Source organism: Aquitalea aquatilis (assembly GCF_005155025.1).
GTDB lineage: Bacteria > Pseudomonadota > Gammaproteobacteria > Burkholderiales > Chromobacteriaceae > Aquitalea > Aquitalea aquatilis.
This window is the reverse complement of record NZ_CP039731.1, coordinates 4,197,019-4,216,654: the sequence shown is the minus strand read 5'-3', so window position 1 is coordinate 4,216,654 and position 19,636 is coordinate 4,197,019. Positions and strand designations below refer to the sequence as shown.

The following is a 19,636-nucleotide window of genomic DNA, read 5'->3' as shown; positions in this document are numbered from 1 at the left end:
GTTTTTGTTAGCGGCTCTTATTGCATATACCAGCCGTGGCTGACTACCACCGACTGGCCGGTCAGTGCCGCGCTGGGGAAGGCCGCCAGGAACAGCGCCGTCTGGGCGATATCGTCCACCGTGGTGAATACGCCGTCCACAGTGTCGCCCAGCATCACATGCTTGATGACGTCCTCTTCGCTGATGCCCAGTGTGGCCGCCTGTTCGGGAATCTGTTTTTCCACCAGCGGGGTGCGCACGAAGCCGGGGCAGATCACATGTGAACGGACATTGAATTCAGCCCCTTCCTTGGCCAGCACCTTGCTCAGGCCCAGTAGCGCGTGCTTGGCGGCGACATAGGCGGATTTCAGTTTCGAGCCTTCATGCGAGTGCACCGAACCCATGTAGATGACGGTGCCACCGCGCTTGTCCTTGTACATGTGGGGCAGGGCGGCGCGGGTGGTGAGGAAGGCACCATCGACATGGATGGCCTGCATTTTTTTCCAGTCGGCAAAGCTGAAATCCACCAGCGGGCTGATGATCTGGATGCCGGCATTGGAAATCAGGATATCCAGCTGGCCAAAGGCATCGACCACGGCCTGGGTGCCGGCGATGACGGCTTCCTCGTTGGTGACATCCATGGCCACGCCCATGGCTTTGCCACCTGCGGCTTCGATTTCACTGGCCGTGGCCTGCGCCGCTGCCAGATTGATATCGGCGATGGCCACCGCAGCGCCTTCGCGGGCATAGGTTTCGGCAATGGCACGGCCGATGCCGCTGGCGGCACCGGTAATCAGGGCAACTTTTCCTTGCAGTTTCATGAGGCTTCTCCTGTTTCAGACCAGATAATCAAACTCGACCTTGCCCAGACCCAGTGTCAGGTCGGCAACATAATGCTTGGCGCCCAGAATTTCCAGCACCGGCAGCTCCGCCACCGGTGCCAGGGCATGGGCAAACAGTGACAGCGCTGCCGGGCCGCTCCAGGCACCGTGTACGGTGACATCCAGCATGGGGAAGCTGACCAGCTCGCAGATGCGCGCCGTGCCATCGACATGGGGGATGATTTTCAGCAGGTAGTTCGGTGTCGTGCGCAGGCTTTCGGCAATGGCCTGCCCATCCAGTTTCCGGTGCTTGTAACCCATGCTGCCGGTGGCTACCCGTACCGGGCCGTAGTCCAGCTCGCCCACCAGGGTGTCGGTGTGCACTTGCAGACGCGGGCTGGCCATCTTCTTGGGAAAACCCCACAGCTCGCGGCCACCGGCGGTTGGCGGGTGGTCGTTCAGGTACATGGCATGGGTGTAGTTGCCCGGTTTCCCCTGGTAGGAAACCGGAATCACCTGGCCGCTTTCGGTGTAGTCGCCAAAGCCGGTGGAGTCCGGCATACGGATGAATTCGAAATTGACCACCGGCTCGACCATCTGCAGCGGCTCGGGGATGACGGCGCGCAGTTTGTCCGGATCGGTACGGTAGCTGATGATGAAGAATTCCCGCTGGTAAAAGCGGTAGGGGCCGGGTGGAAAGGCCGGGCTGCAAAAGGGCATGGCAAAGGCTTGCCGGCGAATCTGTTCAATATTCATGGCCGTACCTGTAAGGGTGTGCTGCGTTGCTGGAATGCATGCCGCCATGGCCAGCCGGCGACAGCCTGTTAAGGATGTCTGGCGAGGCTCGTCACAGCCAGATCGTGGAGACCGGTCTAATTGTCAGGGATGACTGATTGCAGTTACGTGTCCGGCGCGGTTTTTCACTTGACCGGCAGCGCGTTGATTCGGGTTATCATGCGCTATTAATCGCCGGACGGGCAGGGCCCGCGGTTTGGCTCCATTGCGCTGGTGTTCACCTGCGCCACAAATCAACAACAGAACAGCACACATCATGTCCCAGCATACCTTTTCCCCGGATGGCAACGCCCTGACCAGCCCCAAGGCCTGGTATCAGGCCGCCAGTGAAAAGCCCGGTTTCATTCATGACGCGGCGCAGGCAGCTGCCATCGAAGAGCTTGATGCGCTGTGGCATCAGTTGCTGGAATTCAAAGATAAGCGCAACCGCTTCCTGGGCCGCAGCCTGCGCAGCCCGGATGTGCCGCGTGGCCTGTATTTCTGGGGCGGGGTGGGCCGTGGCAAGAGTTTCCTGATGGATGCCTTCTATGCCTGTGTGCCGTATCGGCGCAAGCGCCGCATTCATTTTCACAATTTCATGGCCGAGGTGCACCGCGAGCTGCGCCTGCTGGCTGGCAGCAAGGACCCCTTGCTGGCCTATGCCGACAAGATCGCCCGCGATACCCGGCTGCTGTGCTTTGACGAATTCCATGTCAGCGATATTGCCGATGCCATGATGCTGGGTCGCCTGCTCAGTGCGCTGTTTGAGCGTGGCGTGGTGCTGGTGACCACGTCCAACTATCCGCCGGATAATCTTTATCCCAATGGCCTGCAACGGCAGAACTTCCTGCCCACCATCGAGTTGATCAAGCGCGAACTGAATGTGCTGAACGTGGATGGTGGCAATGATTACCGCCTGCGCGAACTGACGCGCGAGCCCTTGTTCATGGTGCCGGACGATGCCGCTGCCGAGGAGCGCATGGAGGCCATGTTTGCCCGGCTGAGCAGCGAGACGCTGATTGCCAAGCAGGAAATCGAGATTCTGGGCCGGCATATTCCGGTGAGGAAGCTGGCACCAGGTATGATCTGGTTTGATTTTCCGGCCATCTGCGACGGCCCGCGCGCCCAGACCGATTACCTGGAAATCGCCACCGAATTCCACACGGTATTCATCAGCGGCATCCCCAAACTGCAGGCCAAGGATGCTTCCATTGCGCGGCGTTTCACCTGGCTGGTGGATGTGTTTTACGACAATCGGGTGAAGCTGATTGCTTCGGCCGCCGTGGAAATCGACGATATCTATACCGATGGCGTCCAGGCCAGCGAGTTTTTCCGCACCGCCAGCCGGCTGACCGAGATGCAATCCAAGAGCTATCTGGAGTTGCCGCATCAGAGCGCCGGCCAGACCCACGACCAGCCGCCGCCGGGTGTGGTGATCTGAGCCACCGTGCTTTGCCATCCACGGCCAGACTTTGTCTGGCCGTTTTGCTGTCAGGCTGCCGGAATGTCGTCGATCAGCACCAGCAGGTCGGTCACACCGACCTCGGCACCCAGCTGGGTGAGCAGTGTCGTCGCCTGGCCGCGATGATGGGTCTGATGATTGAACAGGTGCAGCAACAGGGCGTGGAAGTTCTTGCGCTGCGCCACGCCCTTGGTGTTGTGATAGGACAGGGCGAAGTCGAGGTGCGCTTCCTGCAGCTCGGCGCACAGGGTGATGATGATGCGGTCCAGCTGCTGGCGACGGGCCTGCAGGGCTGGCAGCTCAGCAAACAGCAGGCCGTCCAGCGAGGCTAGGCGGGGAATGTCCTGCACCGGCTGCAAGGCAGCAAAAGCCGCCGGATGGCCGGCGTAGCGCTGCAGCCATAGCGTGTCACCCACCACGATATGGTTGAGCGTGCCCAGCAAGGAGCCGAAAAATGCGCCGGTATCGCGTGTGACTGCCTCGGCTGGCAAACTGGCTGCTGCGGCATACAGCTTGTCGTTCATCCACTGGTTGTAGCGGGCTTGCAGCGCAAGCTGTTCGAGTCGCTTCATTGTCCCCTCCTGAAAACAGCACCATAGCGCAGCATCTGCAGGAATGACAGGCAAAACAAAAGCGGCCCGTGGGCCGCTTTTTGCATGACATCAAGCAGGCGATCAGGCGCGCTTCTTGAATTCGCCGGTACGGCTGTCGATTTCGATCTTTTCGCCGGTCACGACGAAGGCCGGAACCTGTACTTCGAAAGTGGTGCCAACCAGACGAGCCGGCTTCAGAACCTTGCCCGAGGTGTCGCCACGTACGGCCGGTTCGGTGTATTCCACTTCGCGAACCACGGTGGTCGGCAGTTCTACGGAGATGGCCTTGCCATCGTAGAAGGTCACCTGGCAAACGTCTTCCATGCCATCAACGATGTAGTTGAGTGCATCGCCCAGGTTGTCGGCTTCTACTTCGTACTGGTTGAATTCGCTGTCCATGAAGACATACATCGGGTCAGCAAAATAGGAGTAGGTGCAATCCTTGCGATCCAGAACCACGACGTCGAACTTGTCGTCAGCGCGGTAAACGGCTTCGGAGCCGGTGCCGGTCAGCAGGTTCTTCATCTTCATTTTTACAACGGATGCGTTGCGGCCGGATTTGCTGAATTCGGCTTTTTGCACGACCATCGGGTCGTTGCCTACCATGAATACGTTGCCAGCGCGGAGTTCTTGTGCGGTTTTCATTGCTTGTAAAGTCCCAAACTCTTGATTGAACTCGGAAATCGGTTTCCGAAAAACGGGCTATTTTAGCCGGTTTTGTATGAATTGCACCAGCCGCATCCCCAAGTCTCCTTGCTTGAGCAACTTGTCCGGCCAGTTGCGGCTGTGCTGGTGCCATTGCGGCAGGCGGTTTTCCAGTTGCAGCCAGGCTGCCACCATGCCCTGGCCGTGGTTCCAGGCATGGCTGGCGGCCTTGATGGCCGCCGCGGTGTCAGTATCCAGCTCGGCGCAATAGTGTGACAAAAAGGCATCAAGCTTCACCATGTGTGCCGCGTCTTCCTGTGGGTAGATGTGCCAGACAAAGGGCCGGCCGGCCCATTGCGCCCGCACGAAGCTGTCTTCCCCACGTACGAAGTTGATATCACACGACCACAGGGTCAGATCGTAGCTGTCCTGGTCGGTCATCGGCAGCACATGCACGGTCAGCGCGCCACGCGTGGCATGTTGCCCGGCCTGTAGCGGCCGCCCCAGCACCACCTCGACATCAGCCAGCACCTTGCCCTCCGGCACCATGCAGTGCACCGGCATCTGGCTGCGCGTCCAGTACTCCAGCAGTGCGCGTGCGGCCGGGTTTTCATAAGCAAACAGGCTGACGCGCCATTCTTCCGGCTGCTTTTCCGGGATGTCGAACATCTGCCAGAAGGCGCGTTGGGCCAGTTTGTCCTGTTGCCAGCGCTGGCGGGTGGCGATCAGACCGTCCTCGCACAGCAGGCCGCCGGTGCTGTCGCTAAAACCGGGAAAGAAAAAGTACTTGGTCAGCGGCAGGCGCGGGTGGGGCGAGGCCATGCCATGGCAGCCGGCCACCCAGTCCTCCGCCGACAGGTATTCCAGATTGATCCACACCGGCGCGGTGGCGGACGCGGCCATGGCCTGCTCAACGGCGTCCGGCAGGCGGCAGCCGAAGGCTTCGATCACCACCTGTGCCGGCTGGTAGTCGGCAAAGCCGTCGTCCTGGCTCCAATGGCGGATTTCGATGTCGTCCACCTGCTGTAGCGGGCTGGCCGGGTCCAGCAGCGGGGCGATGCGGGAAAAACTGGCCAGATCATCCACCCACAGCCGCACCGGGTGGCCAAAATCGTGGGCCAGCCGGCGGGCCAGTCGCCAGGCGACCCCAATATCACCGTAGTTGTCGATGACAGTACAGAAAATATCCCAGCTGAGGCGTGCGGTGTGTGGCATGGCGGCATGATGAAATGAGGGCAGGCGCAGCATAGCACGGGCTGCTTTAGCCTGTGCTGGCGTGGCAGCCCTGTCATCCTGCGCACACAACTTTGCTAACAACATGCGGATAACAGTATTTGATAAAACAGTTAAAATGAAAGCTGGTGCGTACAAGAAGAGTGTCATGAGCACAACTGATCAGAATTCTGGAAATCCCTCGTCGCCGGGCAAGCCATCGCGCTGGCGGCGCTGGCTGGCCGGCCTGCTTGGCTTCATCCTGCTGTGCTGGGGGTTTCTGGCGGGCATTGCACCGGGCATCGTACAGAGCCAGGCCAGCAAATGGGCTGCCGGCATTGGCCGCCAGCTGAACCTGGGCGAAGTCTCCATCAATCCGTGGAAAATGGCGGTGGAAATACGCCGGCTGCAACTGGCCGAGGGCAAGGGCGAGCCACTGTTCGCCGCTGACCGTGTCTATGTCAATTTCGATCCCACCGCGCTACTGCTGGGGCGCTGGCAGCTGTCAGAGTTTTCTGTGGATGCGCCCAAGCTGTGGGTCAAGCGTGATGGACAGGGACAGTGGAACTGGGCGCGCTTCATCAGCGATGCCAGTGGTCCGGCCCAGCCGAAACAGCAGGACAGTGCCGCCCCCAAATTTCTGCTGCAGGCGCTGGCCATCCGCAATGGCCAGGTCATGGTCAACGACCAGCTGGCCGGCAGCAGCGAGCAGTTCAAGGTATCGCCGCTGAATCTGTCGCTGACCGATCTGTCCACCCTGCCGGAAGCCGGCGGCTATCGCCTGCATGCGGCGCTGGGTGATGGCACCCAGCTGGACTGGAAGGGCAGCCTGCAATTGCAGCCGCTGCAATCGAGCGGCCAAGCCAGCATCCACGGCTTTACCCTGGCCAGCGTGTGGGACTACATCAAGCCACAGTTCAATATCGCCAAGCCGCAAGGCGAGCTGTCGGCCCAGGCTAGTTACCATTTCGACATGAGCGGCAAGCGCGCCCAGTTGCAGATCAGCCCCTTCAATGCCCAGCTCAAGGGCTTGCTGATGCAGGCACCGGCCAGCCAGCACCATTTTTCCCTGCCCACCCTCAATGTGATTGGTGGCAGCTTTGATCTGCAAGGCAGCCGCCTGGCTATCAAGCAAGTGGCGCTGGAAGGCGGCAGCCTGGACGCAATGCGCATGCAGAACGGTTTGATCGACTGGATGATGGCGCTGCCGCAGCAGTCCTCAGCCGCGCCGGCTACCCCTGCGCGCAAGAGTACGCCGTCGCCATGGTCGATCGCGGTGGACGATATCAAGCTGGCCAACTGGCAATACCGGCTGACCGATGCCGGTTTTGCCACCCCCTTGCAGCTGTCTGCCTCCTTGCCGCTATTGCATGCCCGTTTTGCGCTAGACCCGAAACAGGGCTTCAGCGTTGACCGGCTGGCGGCCGAGCTGGCTGACATCAAACTGGGCAATCACGAGCGGGAAGAGCAGATCACGCTGGCCAAGGCCACGCTGCAGCCTTCGCGCATTGTGCAGCACGGTCTGCTGATCGAGCCGGGTGCGCTGGATTTGCAGGGCCTGCGTGTCGCGGTGGAGCGCAACAAGCAGGGGCAATTAAACCTTGCCCGGCTGTTTGCACGCGGCAAGGCCAATCCGCCAGCCAGCCAGCCGGCGCATGCCGACAGCAAAAGCCAGCCCGGCTGGCAGTTGCATTACCCCACGGTCAAGCTGACGGATGGCCAGTTGGGTTGGACCGACCAGACCCTGCCACGGCCAGTCAGTGCCACGCTACGCGCGCTGAACGCAACGTTACAGGCTGATGCGGCCGGACAGCTGGCGCTGGAGCTGGCCGGCCAGCTGGAGTCTGGCCAGCTCAAGGCTGCGCTGCAACTGGACCCGGCCACGGCCGCGGTCAAGGGCAAGGTGAATGCCCAGGCACTGCCGCTGGCACCATTTGCACCTTATGGTCTGTCCGGTACGCCGCTGCGCATGAATGGCGGCCAGCTGAATGCCCAGCTGGACGTGGAGTCGGCCAGCAAAGGTTGGAAAGTGGCTGGTACTGCCGGTATCAGCAGCCTGGCCATCATGGAGCCGGGTGAAAAACTGCCGCTGCTGGGCTGGCGCAATCTGCGGGTCAATGGCATCCGTGCGCAAAGCACCCAGGCCTTGCCGCTCAGCGTGGCGGTGCAGGATGTGCAGCTGGAAGAACTGTCTGCCCGCTTGATTCTGGATGCCCAGCGCCAGCTCAACTGGCAGCGCATTTTTGCGGCCAAGGCTGCGGCAGCGCCGAAAACCGCCGTGGCGGCCAAGCCGTCTGCTGCCAGCAGCATTCCGCCGGTGGAAATCCGCAGCATTCATCTGAATCGCAGCAAGGTGCAGTTTGCCGACCAGAGCATGAAGCCGAACTTTGCCACCCAGATGCACCATCTGCGCGGCTCCATCCAGGGCTTGTCCACCCGTCCTGGCCGTACCGGCACCATTACCCTGGATGGCGATGTCGACCAGTATGGCGATGTGCGGGTGCGTGGCGCGCTGGCACCGCTGGCGGTAACCGACAATACCGATGTCACCCTGTCTTTCCGCAATATTCCGCTGAACAACCTCAATCCCTATGCCACCACCTTTGCCGGCTGGCGCATCAATGACGGCCGGCTCACTGTCGACCTGCACTACCTGCTCGACCATCGCCAGATGAAGGGGCAGAACCGGGTGGTGATCAACACCATCCAGCTGGGCGACGAGGTGCCGGACTACAAGGGAACGCACCTGCCGCTGCGGCTGGCCGTGGCCCTGCTGGAAGACAGCGATGGCAAGATTGATCTGGACCTGCCGGTCGCCGGCAGTCTGGATGATCCGCAGTTCAGCTATGGCCAGATCGTATGGAAGGCGCTGGTGAATGTGCTGACCAAGGTGGTGACCGCACCGTTCCGGGCATTGGGCGCGCTGATGGGCGGCGATGGTTTCGACAATGTGTTTTTCATTCCGGGTGAAGCCAATGTGGCCCCGCCTGAGCGCGAGAAGCTGGAAAAAGTGGCTGCGGTGATGGCCAAGCGTCCCAAAATGCAGTTGCAGATCGCCGGCAGTTTTGACCCTGCGGTCGATAGCAAGGAGCTGGCCCGCGCCCGTATCGACAGCGCCATCCTGCAGGTAGCCGGACGCAGCCTGTTGCCTGGAGAGCCGCTGCCAGTGCCGGATCTGGCCGATCCCACCATGCTGGATGCCATCAAGACGGTCTATGCCAAACGGCTGGGCCGGCTCAAGCTGATGGGCCATACCCTCAATCCGGGTGGCCCGGCGGCCAGCGCCCTGGCCAAGCTGTTGCGCGGCGAGCTGATTGCGGCTGAGAAAGTGGACGATGCCGCCTTGCAGGCACTGGCGCGCCAGCGTGCCGAAAATGCCCGCAAGGTGATGATGCGGATTGACAACACTTTGGCCGAGCGCATCACCCTGGGCGATCCGGCCAAAACCCGCGCCGAACGGGACGGCATCGCCATCGGCATCAAGCTGGGCAGCAAGTAGAGCATCATTCGGCTTGATGTCCATCAACAAACGGCGTAACTACATATGGTGTAGTACGCCGTTTTCTTTTGCCAGATGTTGTGGCTAGTGTGGTCTGCCCGGTACACCCGCTCCAGAGAATGTCAAGGTGTGCATTGCTTGGCTAACAGGCGTAGAGTGCATGAGTTGCCGCAATGGCAAGGCTGCAGAAGTCAGGAAAATTCTCAAAAATTTCAGGAAATCGAGGGGCCGGAATGAAGCGTGAAAACAGTGCGGTCATGCTGGAGCAGGATATCTCGCGTGAGGTATTGCTGGAAAAGTATGCCAAGGGCGATGAGCAGAGTGTCAGCGAAGTCAGACAACGGGTAGCGCGCGCACTGGCGGCGCTGGAGCAGGACCCGGCCCGCTTCGAACCGCTGTTCTTCCAGGCGCTGGACAATGGCTTCATTCCTGGTGGCCGCATCAACTCCGCCGCCGGTACCGACTTGCGCGCCACGCTGATCAATTGCTTTGTGCAACCGGTGGGTGACTCGGTATCCGAGCCGTCCAATGGCAAGGCTGGCATTTATGAGGCACTGCTGCAGGCGGCCGAAACCATGCGTCGTGGTGGTGGCGTCGGTTACAACTTCTCGCGCATCCGCCCCAAGGGCGCACGGGTGAAAGGGACCAACAGCCGCGCTTCCGGCCCGGTGTCGTATATGCGGGTGTTCGACCGCAGCTGCGAAACGGTGGAATCGGCCGGCGCTCGCCGTGGCGCACAGATGGGGGTGCTGGATGTCAGTCACCCGGATGTGGAGGACTTCATCCACGCCAAGGACAAGGGCGATCTGCGCAATTTCAATATTTCGGTGGGCGTGTCGGACTCCTTCATGCAGGCGGTGGAGGCGGGTGCCGAGTGGGAATTGACGCACAGCGTGGAGCCGGCGACCGATGCCTTCCCCGGCCACTACCAGCGTGCAGACGGCCTGTGGGTGTATCGCACCATTCCGGCACGCGATCTGTGGAAACAGATCATGGAGTCTACTTATGACCACGCCGAGCCGGGCGTGCTGTTCATGTCCAAGATCAACCTGGACAACAACCTGTCTTATTGCGAAGTCATCGAATCCACCAACCCCTGCGGCGAGCAGCCACTGCCGGACTACGGCTGCTGCGATCTGGGTTCGGTGAATCTGTGCAAATACGTGCGTCAGCCCTTTGGCGGCAAGCCCAGCTTCGACTTTGCTGCCTTCGACAGCGTGGTGCGCATGTCCATCCGCATGCTGGACAATGTGCTGGACCTGACGGTGTGGCCGCTCAAGGAGCAAGAACGCGAAGCGCAGTCCAAGCGCCGTGTCGGCCTGGGGTTTACCGGCCTGGGTGACGCATTGATCATGCTGAAAATCCGCTACGACAGTGAAGAGGGTCGTCGCTTTGCTGCGCGCATCTCGGAAACCATGCGTGATGCCGCCTATGATGCCTCGGTGGATCTGGCCATCGAGAAGGGCGCTTTTCCGCTGTTCGATGCCGACAAGTATCTGGCGGAGCCGCATTGCGCCAGCCGCCTGCCGGACAGCATCAAGGCACGCATCCGCAAGCATGGCATCCGCAATTCCCACCTGCTGTCCATTGCCCCCACCGGCACCATTTCGCTGGCTTTTGCCGACAATGCCAGTAACGGCATCGAGCCGCCGTTCTCCTGGTTCTACACCCGCAAAAAGCGCATGGCCGATGGCAGTACCCAGGAATACCTGGTGGAAGATCACGCCTATCGCGTCTACCGCATGCAGGGTGGCGATACCCAGGCGCTGCCGGATTATTTTGTTTCGGCGCTGGAGATGAGCGCGCTGGATCATATGCGCATGGTGGCTGCCGTGGCCCCGTATATCGATACCGCCATCTCCAAAACGGTCAATGTACCGGCTGATTATCCCTTTGCCGATTTCGAAAGCCTGTACCTGGAAGCCTGGCGCAATGGCCTGAAAGGCATTACCACCTACCGCCCCAACAGCGTGCTCGGTTCGGTATTGTCCATCGAGCCGGCCAAGGAAACCGCCAAGGAAGCGCCGCAAGACCTGTCCGCCAGCCAGGATGGCGATCCGGACCGCCGCATTACCCTGAATACCGCGCCCAGCCCGGCGCTGGCCAGCCTGAAGTGGCCGAACCGGCCCAAGCTGAAAGAGGGCAACCCGTCCTGGACCTATATGGTGGAAGGCCCGGCTGGCGATTTCGCGGTAGTGGTGGGGCATGTGGAAAACGGCCGCATCACCCCGTTTGAGTGCTGGGTGAATGCCACGGAAGAACAGCGTGGCCTCGGTGCCATTGCCAAGACCCTGTCCATGGACATGCGCTGCCGCGATCATGCCTGGCTGTCGGCCAAGCTGGAGGCACTGTCGCATACCAATGGCGACAAGCGCTATGCCTTCGAGCTGGGCGAGCGTACCGTCTATGCCACCTCGGCAGCAGCAGCACTGGGCCAAGTGGTGCGCCACCGCGTGGAACAACTGGGCGCGCTGACTGCCGAGCAGCACGAGCCGACCCCGGTGATGGATGCGCTGTTTGCCCGTAAGGAGCCCAAGTCCGGCACCGATGGCACCATGAGCTGGTCGGTGGATGTCGCCAACCCGCAAACCGGTGATGACTTCGTACTCTTCCTCAAGGAACTGGTCTTGCCCAACGGCCAGCGCCGTCCCTACTCGGTATGGCTGGCCGGCAATTACCCGCGTGAACTGGATGGCCTGTGCAAGATGCTGTCGCTGGACATGCGCGTGATCGACCCCGCCTGGATCGGCATGAAGCTGCGCAAGCTGCTCAGCTATGCCGAGGCGCAGGGTGATTTCTTTGCTCGTATCCCCGGAGTGGAAAAGTCACAGAGCTGGCCCTCCACCGTGGCCTATATGGCGCAGCTGATGATTCACCGCTACGCCATGCTGGGGGTATTGACCCGCGATGGTGTACCGCTGGAGGAGATGGGGGTGATGGTGCCGGAGCAGAGCGATCTGTTCAGCCCGGAAACCACCGCCCAGCCGCTGCTCAAGCCGCTGTCCGGCAAGCCCTGCCCTGAATGTGGCAACCATGCGCTGATCAAGAAGGATGGCTGCGAGTTCTGCACGGCCTGCGGTCACGTAGGGGCTTGCGGCTAAGGCTTGCTGTTGTCAGCCCAAGCAAAACGCCGATCCATAGTGGATCGGCGTTTTGCTTGGTACCGACTTGGTGACGATGGCGCTTATGTCAGCAGGCAGCTTGCCCGTGTGTGGGATGCCAATCAACAGGCAGGCGGCAAGCTGCGTACTCAGACCAGCTTGTTGGTGCGGGCAAAGTCGGTCAGGTCCACCACATTGGAAATGCCCAGCTTTTCGAAGATATTTACCTTGTAGGTGCTGACTGTCTTGTTGCTGATGAACAGCCGGTCGGCGATATCCTTGTTGGACAGGCCCTGTGCCAGATGCTGCAGCACAGCCAGCTCGCGGTCCGACAGCTTGTCGATACGGCTGTCCAGCAGGCTCTCGCCATTGAGCTTGGCTCCGGACACCACATCACGCGGGAAAAAGCTGTAGCCGGCCATGATGGCGTCTGAGGCCGACAGGATGGCATTCAGGTCCTTGCTCTTGCTGACAAAACCATCCGCCCCGGCCTGCATCGAACGTGAGGCGTAGACCATCTCGTCCTGTGCCGACAAAACCAGCAGCTTGATGGCCGGATGCTGGCCCTTGATGCGCTTGATCAGTTCCAGACCGCTAATGCGCGGAATATTGAGGTCGATGATGATGAGATCGGCCTTGTGTTCCCTGACCAGTTCGATGACAGACTGGCCATTATCGGTTTCCCCGATGATTGAATACCGCCCCGACTTCTCCAGCACCGAACGCACGGCCAGGCAAATGGCCGGATGATCATCAACAATGATGACGCTTTTCATGATTAGTCTCCAGAATGTATCAATTGAAGTAATATTTTTCTAGCATTCGACTGATGGAGAGTAATTATTTTTTCTTAAAAAAGTCATAAGAAAAATCTAGTATTCAATCAGAAATTTCCCATCAGCAATCAGTATGTTGATAAGGATAATGTAACAATTATAAAAACCCAAGTATTGCGTTTCAGGTGATTTGAATGTCCAGCCAGTCCTCCGGAAATACATCCTTTCCGCTAAAGATATTGATTGTAGAAGATCATGCTATTCAGCGCATGGTATTGCGCCAGTTGCTGCATGAGTTGGGAGCACTTTTGGTTGATGAGGCCGAAGATGGTTATCAGGCTTTGTCATGCTTGGAGTCGAGTACTTATGATTTGGTAATTTGTGATCTGGATATGCCAAATCTTGATGGTATTCAATTAATGCGGCATTTATGTAATTTGGATAAATTGCCGCAGCTGATTTTCTGCAGCGTGCAGGCTGCAGATATTCTGCAAAGCGTGCAGCGTGTTGGTGGCTACCATGAGTTACCCGTACTGGGTTGCCTGGAAAAGCCGCTGTCGCGCGCCGTGCTGTCGCCCCTGTTACTACGCGTATTGCAGTCCAGGACTGCTGATGCAGGTAGCGCTGCCAGGAGTTACCATTTTTCCCGCAACGAGCTGCAACACGGGCTGCGCGCCGGGCAGATCCAGCCGTGGTATCAGCCCAAGGTCGACCCGCAAACCTCGCGCGTGGTTTCGGTTGAGGCACTGGCGCGCTGGCAGCATCCCGATCTGGGCCTGCTCGGTCCGGCCCTGTTCCTGCCGCGTATTGATGAAACCGGCCTGAGCGAACAGCTGCTTTGCAGCATGCTGGAACATGCAGTGCGTGATTGTCGCCATTGGGATGTGCAGTTTCCAGAGTTGAAACTGGGGGTGGCCGTCAATATCAATATGCGTGAATTCGATCAGCCAGGCATGCCGGACAAATTGAAAGAGATAATGCAGGGCAGTCATTTACCACCATCGCGCATTACGATTGAATTAACAGAAACCCAGCCTCTGGATAATTTGAGTTATTCGCTGGAAAATGCCATTCGGCTGCGGGTGATGGGTTTTAATCTGGCACTGGATGATTTTGGTGCGGGTTATTCGGGCTTTCACCATTTGCGGGAAATCCCGGCTAATTCCGTCAAGATCGACCGCACGCTGGTACATCATGCGGCGGGCGATCCGACTGCGGAAAAGCTGCTTGGCTTTGCCGTGCGCATGTTGCAAAGCCAGAATGTGGCGGTGGTGGTGGAGGGTGTGAGCCGGCAGCAGGATTTTGATCTGGTCAAACAGCTGCGTGTCGACCTGGTACAGGGTTTCCTGCTGGCCGAACCCATGCCGTCGACCAGCCTGGCGCAGTTCATTGATAGCCGGCATGGCATGCTGCTGGTTTAGCGCCGTGCTGATCCGTCTGCTCAGGCTTGTTGACCGGTAGCGGCCAGTACGATTTCTCGAATCGCCACTCTTTGTGGCTGCTGATAGGCAAAGCGGATGGTTTCTGCCACATCCTCGGCGGCCAGCACTCCGCCCATTTCCTGCTTCCACTGTTGATAGTCCTGCTTGATGGCCTCATCGCTGGTGTGGCTGAGCAACTCGGTTTCCACCGCGCCGGGGGCAATGGTGATGACGCGCACATTGTGACCGGCCACTTCTTCGCGCAGATTCTCCGAAATGGCATGTACGGCAAACTTGCTGCCGCAGTAGGCCACATGGCCGGGAAAGGTCTTGCGCCCGGCAATCGAGCTGACATTGATGATGGTGCCGTGACGGCGTGCCACCATGCCTTGCAGTACGGCATGGATGCCATTGAGCAAGCCCTTGACGTTGACTTCCAGCATGCGCTCCCACTCGGCCGGGTCCTGTTGCGTCATCTTGCCCAGCAGCATCACGCCGGCATTGTTGATGATGGCATCGGCCGGGCCGAATTGCTGTTCGGCCTCGGCCACGGCTTGCAGGACGGCGGCGCGGTCGGTGATGTCAACGGCGCGGCACAGGGTGTGCGGCAATTGCAGTGCTTGCAGCCGGTCCAGCCGGCGTGCCAGCAAGAGCAGCGGATGGCCGTGGCTGGATAGCAGGCGGGCGGTGGCGGCACCAATGCCGGAGCTGGCTCCGCTGATGATGATGAGAGGAGGGCGCATGGTTCTTCCTTGTATAGGTAATTTGCATGGATAAAAGCTGGATACAGTGTAAAAATTAATCCAATAGCTGAAAAATGATTAATTTCTCTGGTTGGTATCGGTTTTATCTATGGATATACGGCAACTGAAGGCTTTTATCGCGGTATTTGAGGAGCGCAGCATCACGGCGGCGGCGCAGCGGCTGTGCATTACCCAGCCCACCTTGTCGGTGACCATCCGTCAACTGGAAGAGGACCTGGCGACCACCTTGTTCGAGCGGCTGGCGCGTGGGGTGGCGGTGACCGAGGATGCCCGGCTGTTTTATCCGCAGGCCCGGCAACTGGTGGATCAGGCCGATGGTCTGCTGCGGCTGTTTCGCCAGCGCCATCATTGCCAGCCGCTGCAGCTGGGCATCGAGGCTGATCTGGGTGCCGTGCAGGTGGCTACGCTGCTGAGCGCGGCACGGGCGGCCATCCCGGGGCTATTGCTCAGTGTGGTGGATGGCTGTGCCGGCGATGCCAGGCTGGCGGCGGAAGAATTGCGTTGCGAGGATGAGCTGTTCCTGCCGCTGTGGGAGGAGGCATTCGTGCTGGCCTTGCCGCGGCTGCATCCGCTGGCGCAGCACAGCGAACTGGCCATGACAGACCTGCACCAGCTGGACTGGATCACCTGTCCGCAGCATGCCTCGCATCAGCGTCTGTTGGCCATGCATGGCGAGGGAGCGGCCGGGCTGATGCTGGCGGCACATGCTGGCTCACTACAGCTGGCGTTGCGCATGGTGGAGGCCGGCTACGGTGTGGCGCTATTGCCGCCCTCCTTGCTGGAAGGCAGTAGCCGCGTCGTGGGGCGGCCGCTGAGCGGCCCTGGGCTCACCCGCCGCCTGGGCCTGTGCTATGCGGCGCAAGCGCTGGAAAAGCCGGCGCTGCGGGCTTTGCATGATTATTTGCAGGCTGGCAGGCAGACCGAGGCCGAGTCCGTGTGAAGACTGACTGGCGGGAGGGGTGGTAGGTCTGCAGCAGAAATATTATTGACAAGGTCAACTTTATTTTGCATATTTATTGATATTGTCAATTAATTAAATCGTGGCGACCGTGCTGCGGGATAAGCCACTACATTGCCCACTACAAGGAAAACCATGAATGGCCGATTTAAGCCCTGCCCGTGAACGTGGCCTGCTCTATCTGCTGGCACTGACCCAGTTCACCATCATCATGGATTTCATGGTGATGATGCCGCTGGGGCCGCAGATCATGCAGGCTTTTGCCATCAGCCCGGCGGCCTTTGCCACGGCCGTATCGGCTTATTCCTGGTGTTCCGGCCTGTCCGGCCTGTTTGCCGCCACCTATATCGACCGCTTCGACCGCCGTCGCCTGCTGCTGGTGATTTACGGCCTGTTTGCCTTGTCAAACCTGGTCTGTGCCACCGCCGGCAACTTCCACATGCTGCTGCTGGCCCGCGCGTTTGCCGGCCTGAGCGGCGGCGTGCTGGCCTCCATCATCATGACCATTGTCAGCGACATCATTCCGGTGACGCGCCGGGGCGCAGCTACCGGGGTGATCATGACGGCGTTCTCGCTGGCCGCCATCGCCGGCGTACCGGCCGGCATCGTGCTGGGGGCGCACCTGGGCTGGTCGTCGCCCTTCTACCTGCTGGTGGTGCTGTCCTTGCTGATCTGGCTGGCGGCGGCCTGGCTGGTGCCTTCGCTCAGGCTGCATCTGCAAGTGGCTCCGCCGCCCTTGCGTCAGGTGCTGCCGGAACTGTGGCGCTTGCTGACTGATGCACGCCATGTGCGGGCTTTCGGCCTGACCTTCATCATGATGGTGTCGCACATGATGGTGATTCCGTTTATTTCGCCGGTACTGGTGGCCAATCACGGTATCGCACCGCAGCAGATTGCCTGGATTTACATGGCCGGTGGCGCGGCCACCTTCTTTACCTCGCGGCGCATTGGCCGGCTGGCCGACCGCTATGGCAAGCACCAGCTGTTCCGCATCATGGCCTTGTTTTCCATGCTGCCCATCCTGTTTGTCACCCATCTGCCGACGATTCCCTTCCTGGCCATCGTGGCGTTTTTTCCTGTGTTCATGGTGGCGCTGTCCGGCCGCATGATTCCCCTGCAAGCGCTGCTGACCACAGTGCCGGAACCGCAGCGGCGCGGCGCCTTTCTCAGTGTCAACAGCGCCATCCAGTCACTGGGCAATGGCTGTGGCGCCTGGCTGGGCGGCTTGCTGCTCAGTGCTGGCAGCGGTGGGCAGATCATCGGCTACGGCAGCAATGGCTGGTACGCGGTGCTGCTGGTGGGCGTGGCTCTGTGGTGGGTGGGACGGGTGCATGCTTTGCCGGCGCTGCGCACACCGGTGGCGGCTTCCTGAGGTCTGGTCCTGCCGAGGCCGTGCTTGTAGTCAATGTTTAATAGGGATGTGCTGGTTGTGAGTTTGCATGAACAGCTAGAATGCCGGCTGCGTTTGGTCAGTATTGCCGTGATGCTACGCTCGGGGGAGCTGGCGTCAGCTTAGAACCTGTTCACGATCTGTGATACTTGGGTGATCCTGCGTTGAAAAGTCGTTCAAAATGCTCATGGACTCCCTGTCCATTCCACTTTTTCACGCCCTTTCGCCTTGGCTGACCCTTCGTTCACTAGATCGTGAACACGTTCTTAAGGGTGGCAATGACCGATGTCGTCGAAAACAGCTTACAAGCACAAGTCATGCAAAAAAACAAAGAAATGGCTGCCCGGGCAAACCGGCAAGCCTGGTGGCGGGGGTGTAGCACAATCGGTTTGCTGGGCTTGGGGCTGGCATGTTGTGCCATGCCGCTGCTGGCTGCCGAAATCAGCAATGGTCTGGGCACGGTCAAGCCGGTGCTGGGGCCGGGCATGCAGCTGGAGCTGGATGCCGCCACACTGGATCTGCGTGGCTGGCTGGGTGCCGGTACGGTGTTGCGGGCGGCTAATCCCGACCCGCAGCTGACTGGTGGCACCAATATGAAAAACCTGAATGACGGAGATCTGAATTACCGTAGCGGCGATGCGGTGTCCACTGCGCTGGAGGCTTATCTGCAGGCGGATCTGCAGTATCGCGGCCTGGGCCTGCGGCTGGCCGGCAAGGGCTGGTATGACTACACCCTGTCACGGCAAGGGGTGGCGCATGGCAATGTGCCCAATCATTATCAGGCCGGCGCACCGCTGAGCGACGAGGGCTTTGTCGCGCTGGGGCGCTTTGGCAATGTGGTGCTGGATGATGCCTATCTGTACGGCACGACCCGCCTGGCTGGCCGGCCGCTGTTGCTGCGCGCAGGGCGTCAGACCATTCCCTGGGGCAGCCCCACCGTCGGCGGTGTGCTGTCGCAGGTCAGCGCCACTGACTATGCGGCGCTCAGCCGCGCCAGTTCGGTGTCAGCCGAAGCCGGCATTCCGGATTGGGCGCTGTATGGCAAGCTGGACCTGAACGAGCGGCTCAGCCTGGACGGTTTTTACCAGTTTGCCTTTGCGCCCAATGTGTATCCGGGTTGCGGCACCTTTTACTCTACCGGCGATTATGTGCAGCCCGGTTGCAATGCGCTGACGCTGAACGGTAGCTTGTTGTCGGCCCTTTACCATCGCAACATCAGCACCACCGATGCGCAGTCGCTGGGTAATGCGCTGGATTCGGTCAGCCGCGCGGCCGACCGGCTGCCTGCCGGCGGGCAGTACGGCTTGGGCATGCATTACCTGCTGGACGGCGTGGGCCTGTTCGGTTTTTACGCTGCCAATATCGACAGCAAGGTGGGCTATACCGGGGTGCAGCATAATAGCGCCGGCGTGCTCACGCCTCTGCTCGCCAATACCGGCCAGGCCCAGCCTGGCGGGCTGAGCAGCCAGTACTACCGCAGTTTTCCGGCAGATCTGCACCTGTTTGCCGTCAATTTCAAGACCGGGCAGGCTGCACGCGGGGCGGTGTATGCCGAGCTGGCCTACATCCCGGATCAGCCGCTGGCCTGGAACGGTGCCGACTTTCTCAATGGCCTGCTGCTGGGGCGCGGACCGCTGGCGCGGCTGGTCCAGCTGCCGGCAGGGACCTCGGCAGATGGCTATGATCGCTTCCGCGTGATGAATCTCAGCCTGGGCGCCAGCAAAGTGCTGGGCCAGGTATGGGGCGGGGCGGCCAAGCTGTCGGCCGAGTTGGGGTCGAAATATGTGATTGCTCTGCCGGACCCCTCGGTGATGCGTTATGGTCGCGGTGGCTGGGGCATGGCACCCAGTCAGAACAATCCGGGCTGCACCAGTGATGCAGCCAGCTGCCGAGTGGATGGTTTTGTCACCAGCCACGCCTGGGGCGTACGCGCCCGGCTGGAAAGCCGCTATACCGGGCTTTGGCCTGAGCTCAGCCTCACCCCGGCGCTGACCCTGGGGCAGGATGTGCGTGGTTATTCCTATGACGGCCTGTATTCGCAGGGCCGCTTCAGCGCCATGCTGGGCCTCAGCCTGGAAATGCGCCGCCGCTACCAGCTGGATATCAATTACCTGAAAACCGGTGGTGGCGATTACAACCTGCTGCGCGACCGCAGCCTGTTTTCACTGAGCCTGGGCATGCGGCTTTAGCCAATGTGGCCGCCAGCCAGCGGCGATTTGCCGGGTGCGGGTGGCCTCGTTA

General features: G+C 60.2%; 14 protein-coding genes. 7 read left to right on the top strand and 7 right to left on the bottom strand.

Annotated elements, in window-relative coordinates; translation table 11 throughout:
• Positions 1–17: 17 nt before the first annotated feature.
• Complete coding sequence (locus FAZ30_RS19560) at positions 18–800, bottom strand: 3-hydroxybutyrate dehydrogenase (RefSeq protein WP_124642033.1); 783 nt, start codon at positions 798–800, stop codon at positions 18–20.
• A gap of 15 nt (positions 801–815) precedes the next feature.
• Entirely contained in the window at positions 816–1,556 is a 741-nt protein-coding gene (locus FAZ30_RS19555; protein ID WP_124642035.1) for an acetoacetate decarboxylase, read from the bottom strand.
• Between the two features lie 295 nt (positions 1,557–1,851).
• Here FAZ30_RS19555 and zapE point away from each other — a divergent pair, with 295 nt between their 5' ends.
• Positions 1,852–3,015, top strand: a complete 1,164-nt coding sequence (gene zapE, locus FAZ30_RS19550) for a cell division protein ZapE (protein ID WP_137010079.1) — start codon at positions 1,852–1,854, stop codon at positions 3,013–3,015.
• A gap of 50 nt (positions 3,016–3,065) precedes the next feature.
• Here zapE and FAZ30_RS19545 read toward each other — a convergent pair whose 3' ends face one another.
• From FAZ30_RS19545 to earP, 3 genes are all read right to left on the bottom strand, one after another.
• Positions 3,066–3,608: a DinB family protein gene (locus FAZ30_RS19545; RefSeq protein WP_137010078.1), complete on the bottom strand. Its 543-nt coding sequence runs from the start codon at positions 3,606–3,608 to the stop codon at positions 3,066–3,068.
• A gap of 102 nt (positions 3,609–3,710) precedes the next feature.
• A complete protein-coding gene (gene efp, locus FAZ30_RS19540) occupies positions 3,711–4,274 on the bottom strand; it encodes an elongation factor P (RefSeq protein WP_103525153.1) in 564 nt (187 codons plus the stop codon).
• A 57-nt stretch (positions 4,275–4,331) separates the two neighbouring features.
• Positions 4,332–5,522, bottom strand: a complete 1,191-nt coding sequence (gene earP / locus FAZ30_RS19535; RefSeq protein WP_246043382.1) for an elongation factor P maturation arginine rhamnosyltransferase EarP — start codon at positions 5,520–5,522, stop codon at positions 4,332–4,334.
• Between the two features lie 133 nt (positions 5,523–5,655).
• Here earP and FAZ30_RS19530 point away from each other — a divergent pair, with 133 nt between their 5' ends.
• A complete protein-coding gene (locus FAZ30_RS19530; protein ID WP_168190891.1) occupies positions 5,656–8,985 on the top strand; it encodes a DUF748 domain-containing protein in 3,330 nt (1,109 codons plus the stop codon).
• A gap of 233 nt (positions 8,986–9,218) precedes the next feature.
• A complete protein-coding gene (locus FAZ30_RS19525; RefSeq protein WP_137010076.1) occupies positions 9,219–12,086 on the top strand; it encodes an adenosylcobalamin-dependent ribonucleoside-diphosphate reductase in 2,868 nt (955 codons plus the stop codon).
• 149 nt (positions 12,087–12,235) lie between these two features.
• Here FAZ30_RS19525 and FAZ30_RS19520 read toward each other — a convergent pair whose 3' ends face one another.
• The gene (locus FAZ30_RS19520) at positions 12,236–12,862 is read right to left on the bottom strand and encodes a response regulator transcription factor (RefSeq protein WP_124642046.1); all 627 of its coding nucleotides are present in this window, start codon (positions 12,860–12,862) and stop codon (positions 12,236–12,238) included.
• Positions 12,863–13,056: 194 nt separating this feature from the next.
• Here FAZ30_RS19520 and FAZ30_RS19515 point away from each other — a divergent pair, with 194 nt between their 5' ends.
• Entirely contained in the window at positions 13,057–14,283 is a 1,227-nt protein-coding gene (locus tag FAZ30_RS19515; RefSeq protein WP_137010075.1) for an EAL domain-containing response regulator, read from the top strand.
• A gap of 20 nt (positions 14,284–14,303) precedes the next feature.
• Here FAZ30_RS19515 and FAZ30_RS19510 read toward each other — a convergent pair whose 3' ends face one another.
• Positions 14,304–15,026, bottom strand: coding sequence for an SDR family oxidoreductase (locus tag FAZ30_RS19510; protein ID WP_137010074.1), 723 nt, complete (start codon positions 15,024–15,026; stop codon positions 14,304–14,306).
• Between the two features lie 109 nt (positions 15,027–15,135).
• Here FAZ30_RS19510 and FAZ30_RS19505 point away from each other — a divergent pair, with 109 nt between their 5' ends.
• From FAZ30_RS19505 to FAZ30_RS19495, 3 genes are all read left to right on the top strand, one after another.
• On the top strand, positions 15,136–15,987 hold the full coding sequence (locus FAZ30_RS19505; RefSeq protein ID WP_137010073.1) for a LysR family transcriptional regulator: 852 nt from the start codon (positions 15,136–15,138) through the stop codon (positions 15,985–15,987).
• A 157-nt stretch (positions 15,988–16,144) separates the two neighbouring features.
• Positions 16,145–17,377 (top strand): MFS transporter, encoded by a 1,233-nt coding sequence (locus tag FAZ30_RS19500; protein WP_124642055.1) that lies wholly within the window; start codon positions 16,145–16,147, stop codon positions 17,375–17,377.
• Positions 17,378–17,712: 335 nt separating this feature from the next.
• Positions 17,713–19,584, top strand: a complete 1,872-nt coding sequence (locus FAZ30_RS19495) for a DUF1302 domain-containing protein (protein ID WP_168190889.1) — start codon at positions 17,713–17,715, stop codon at positions 19,582–19,584.
• The last annotated feature ends 52 nt before the right edge of the window (positions 19,585–19,636 follow it).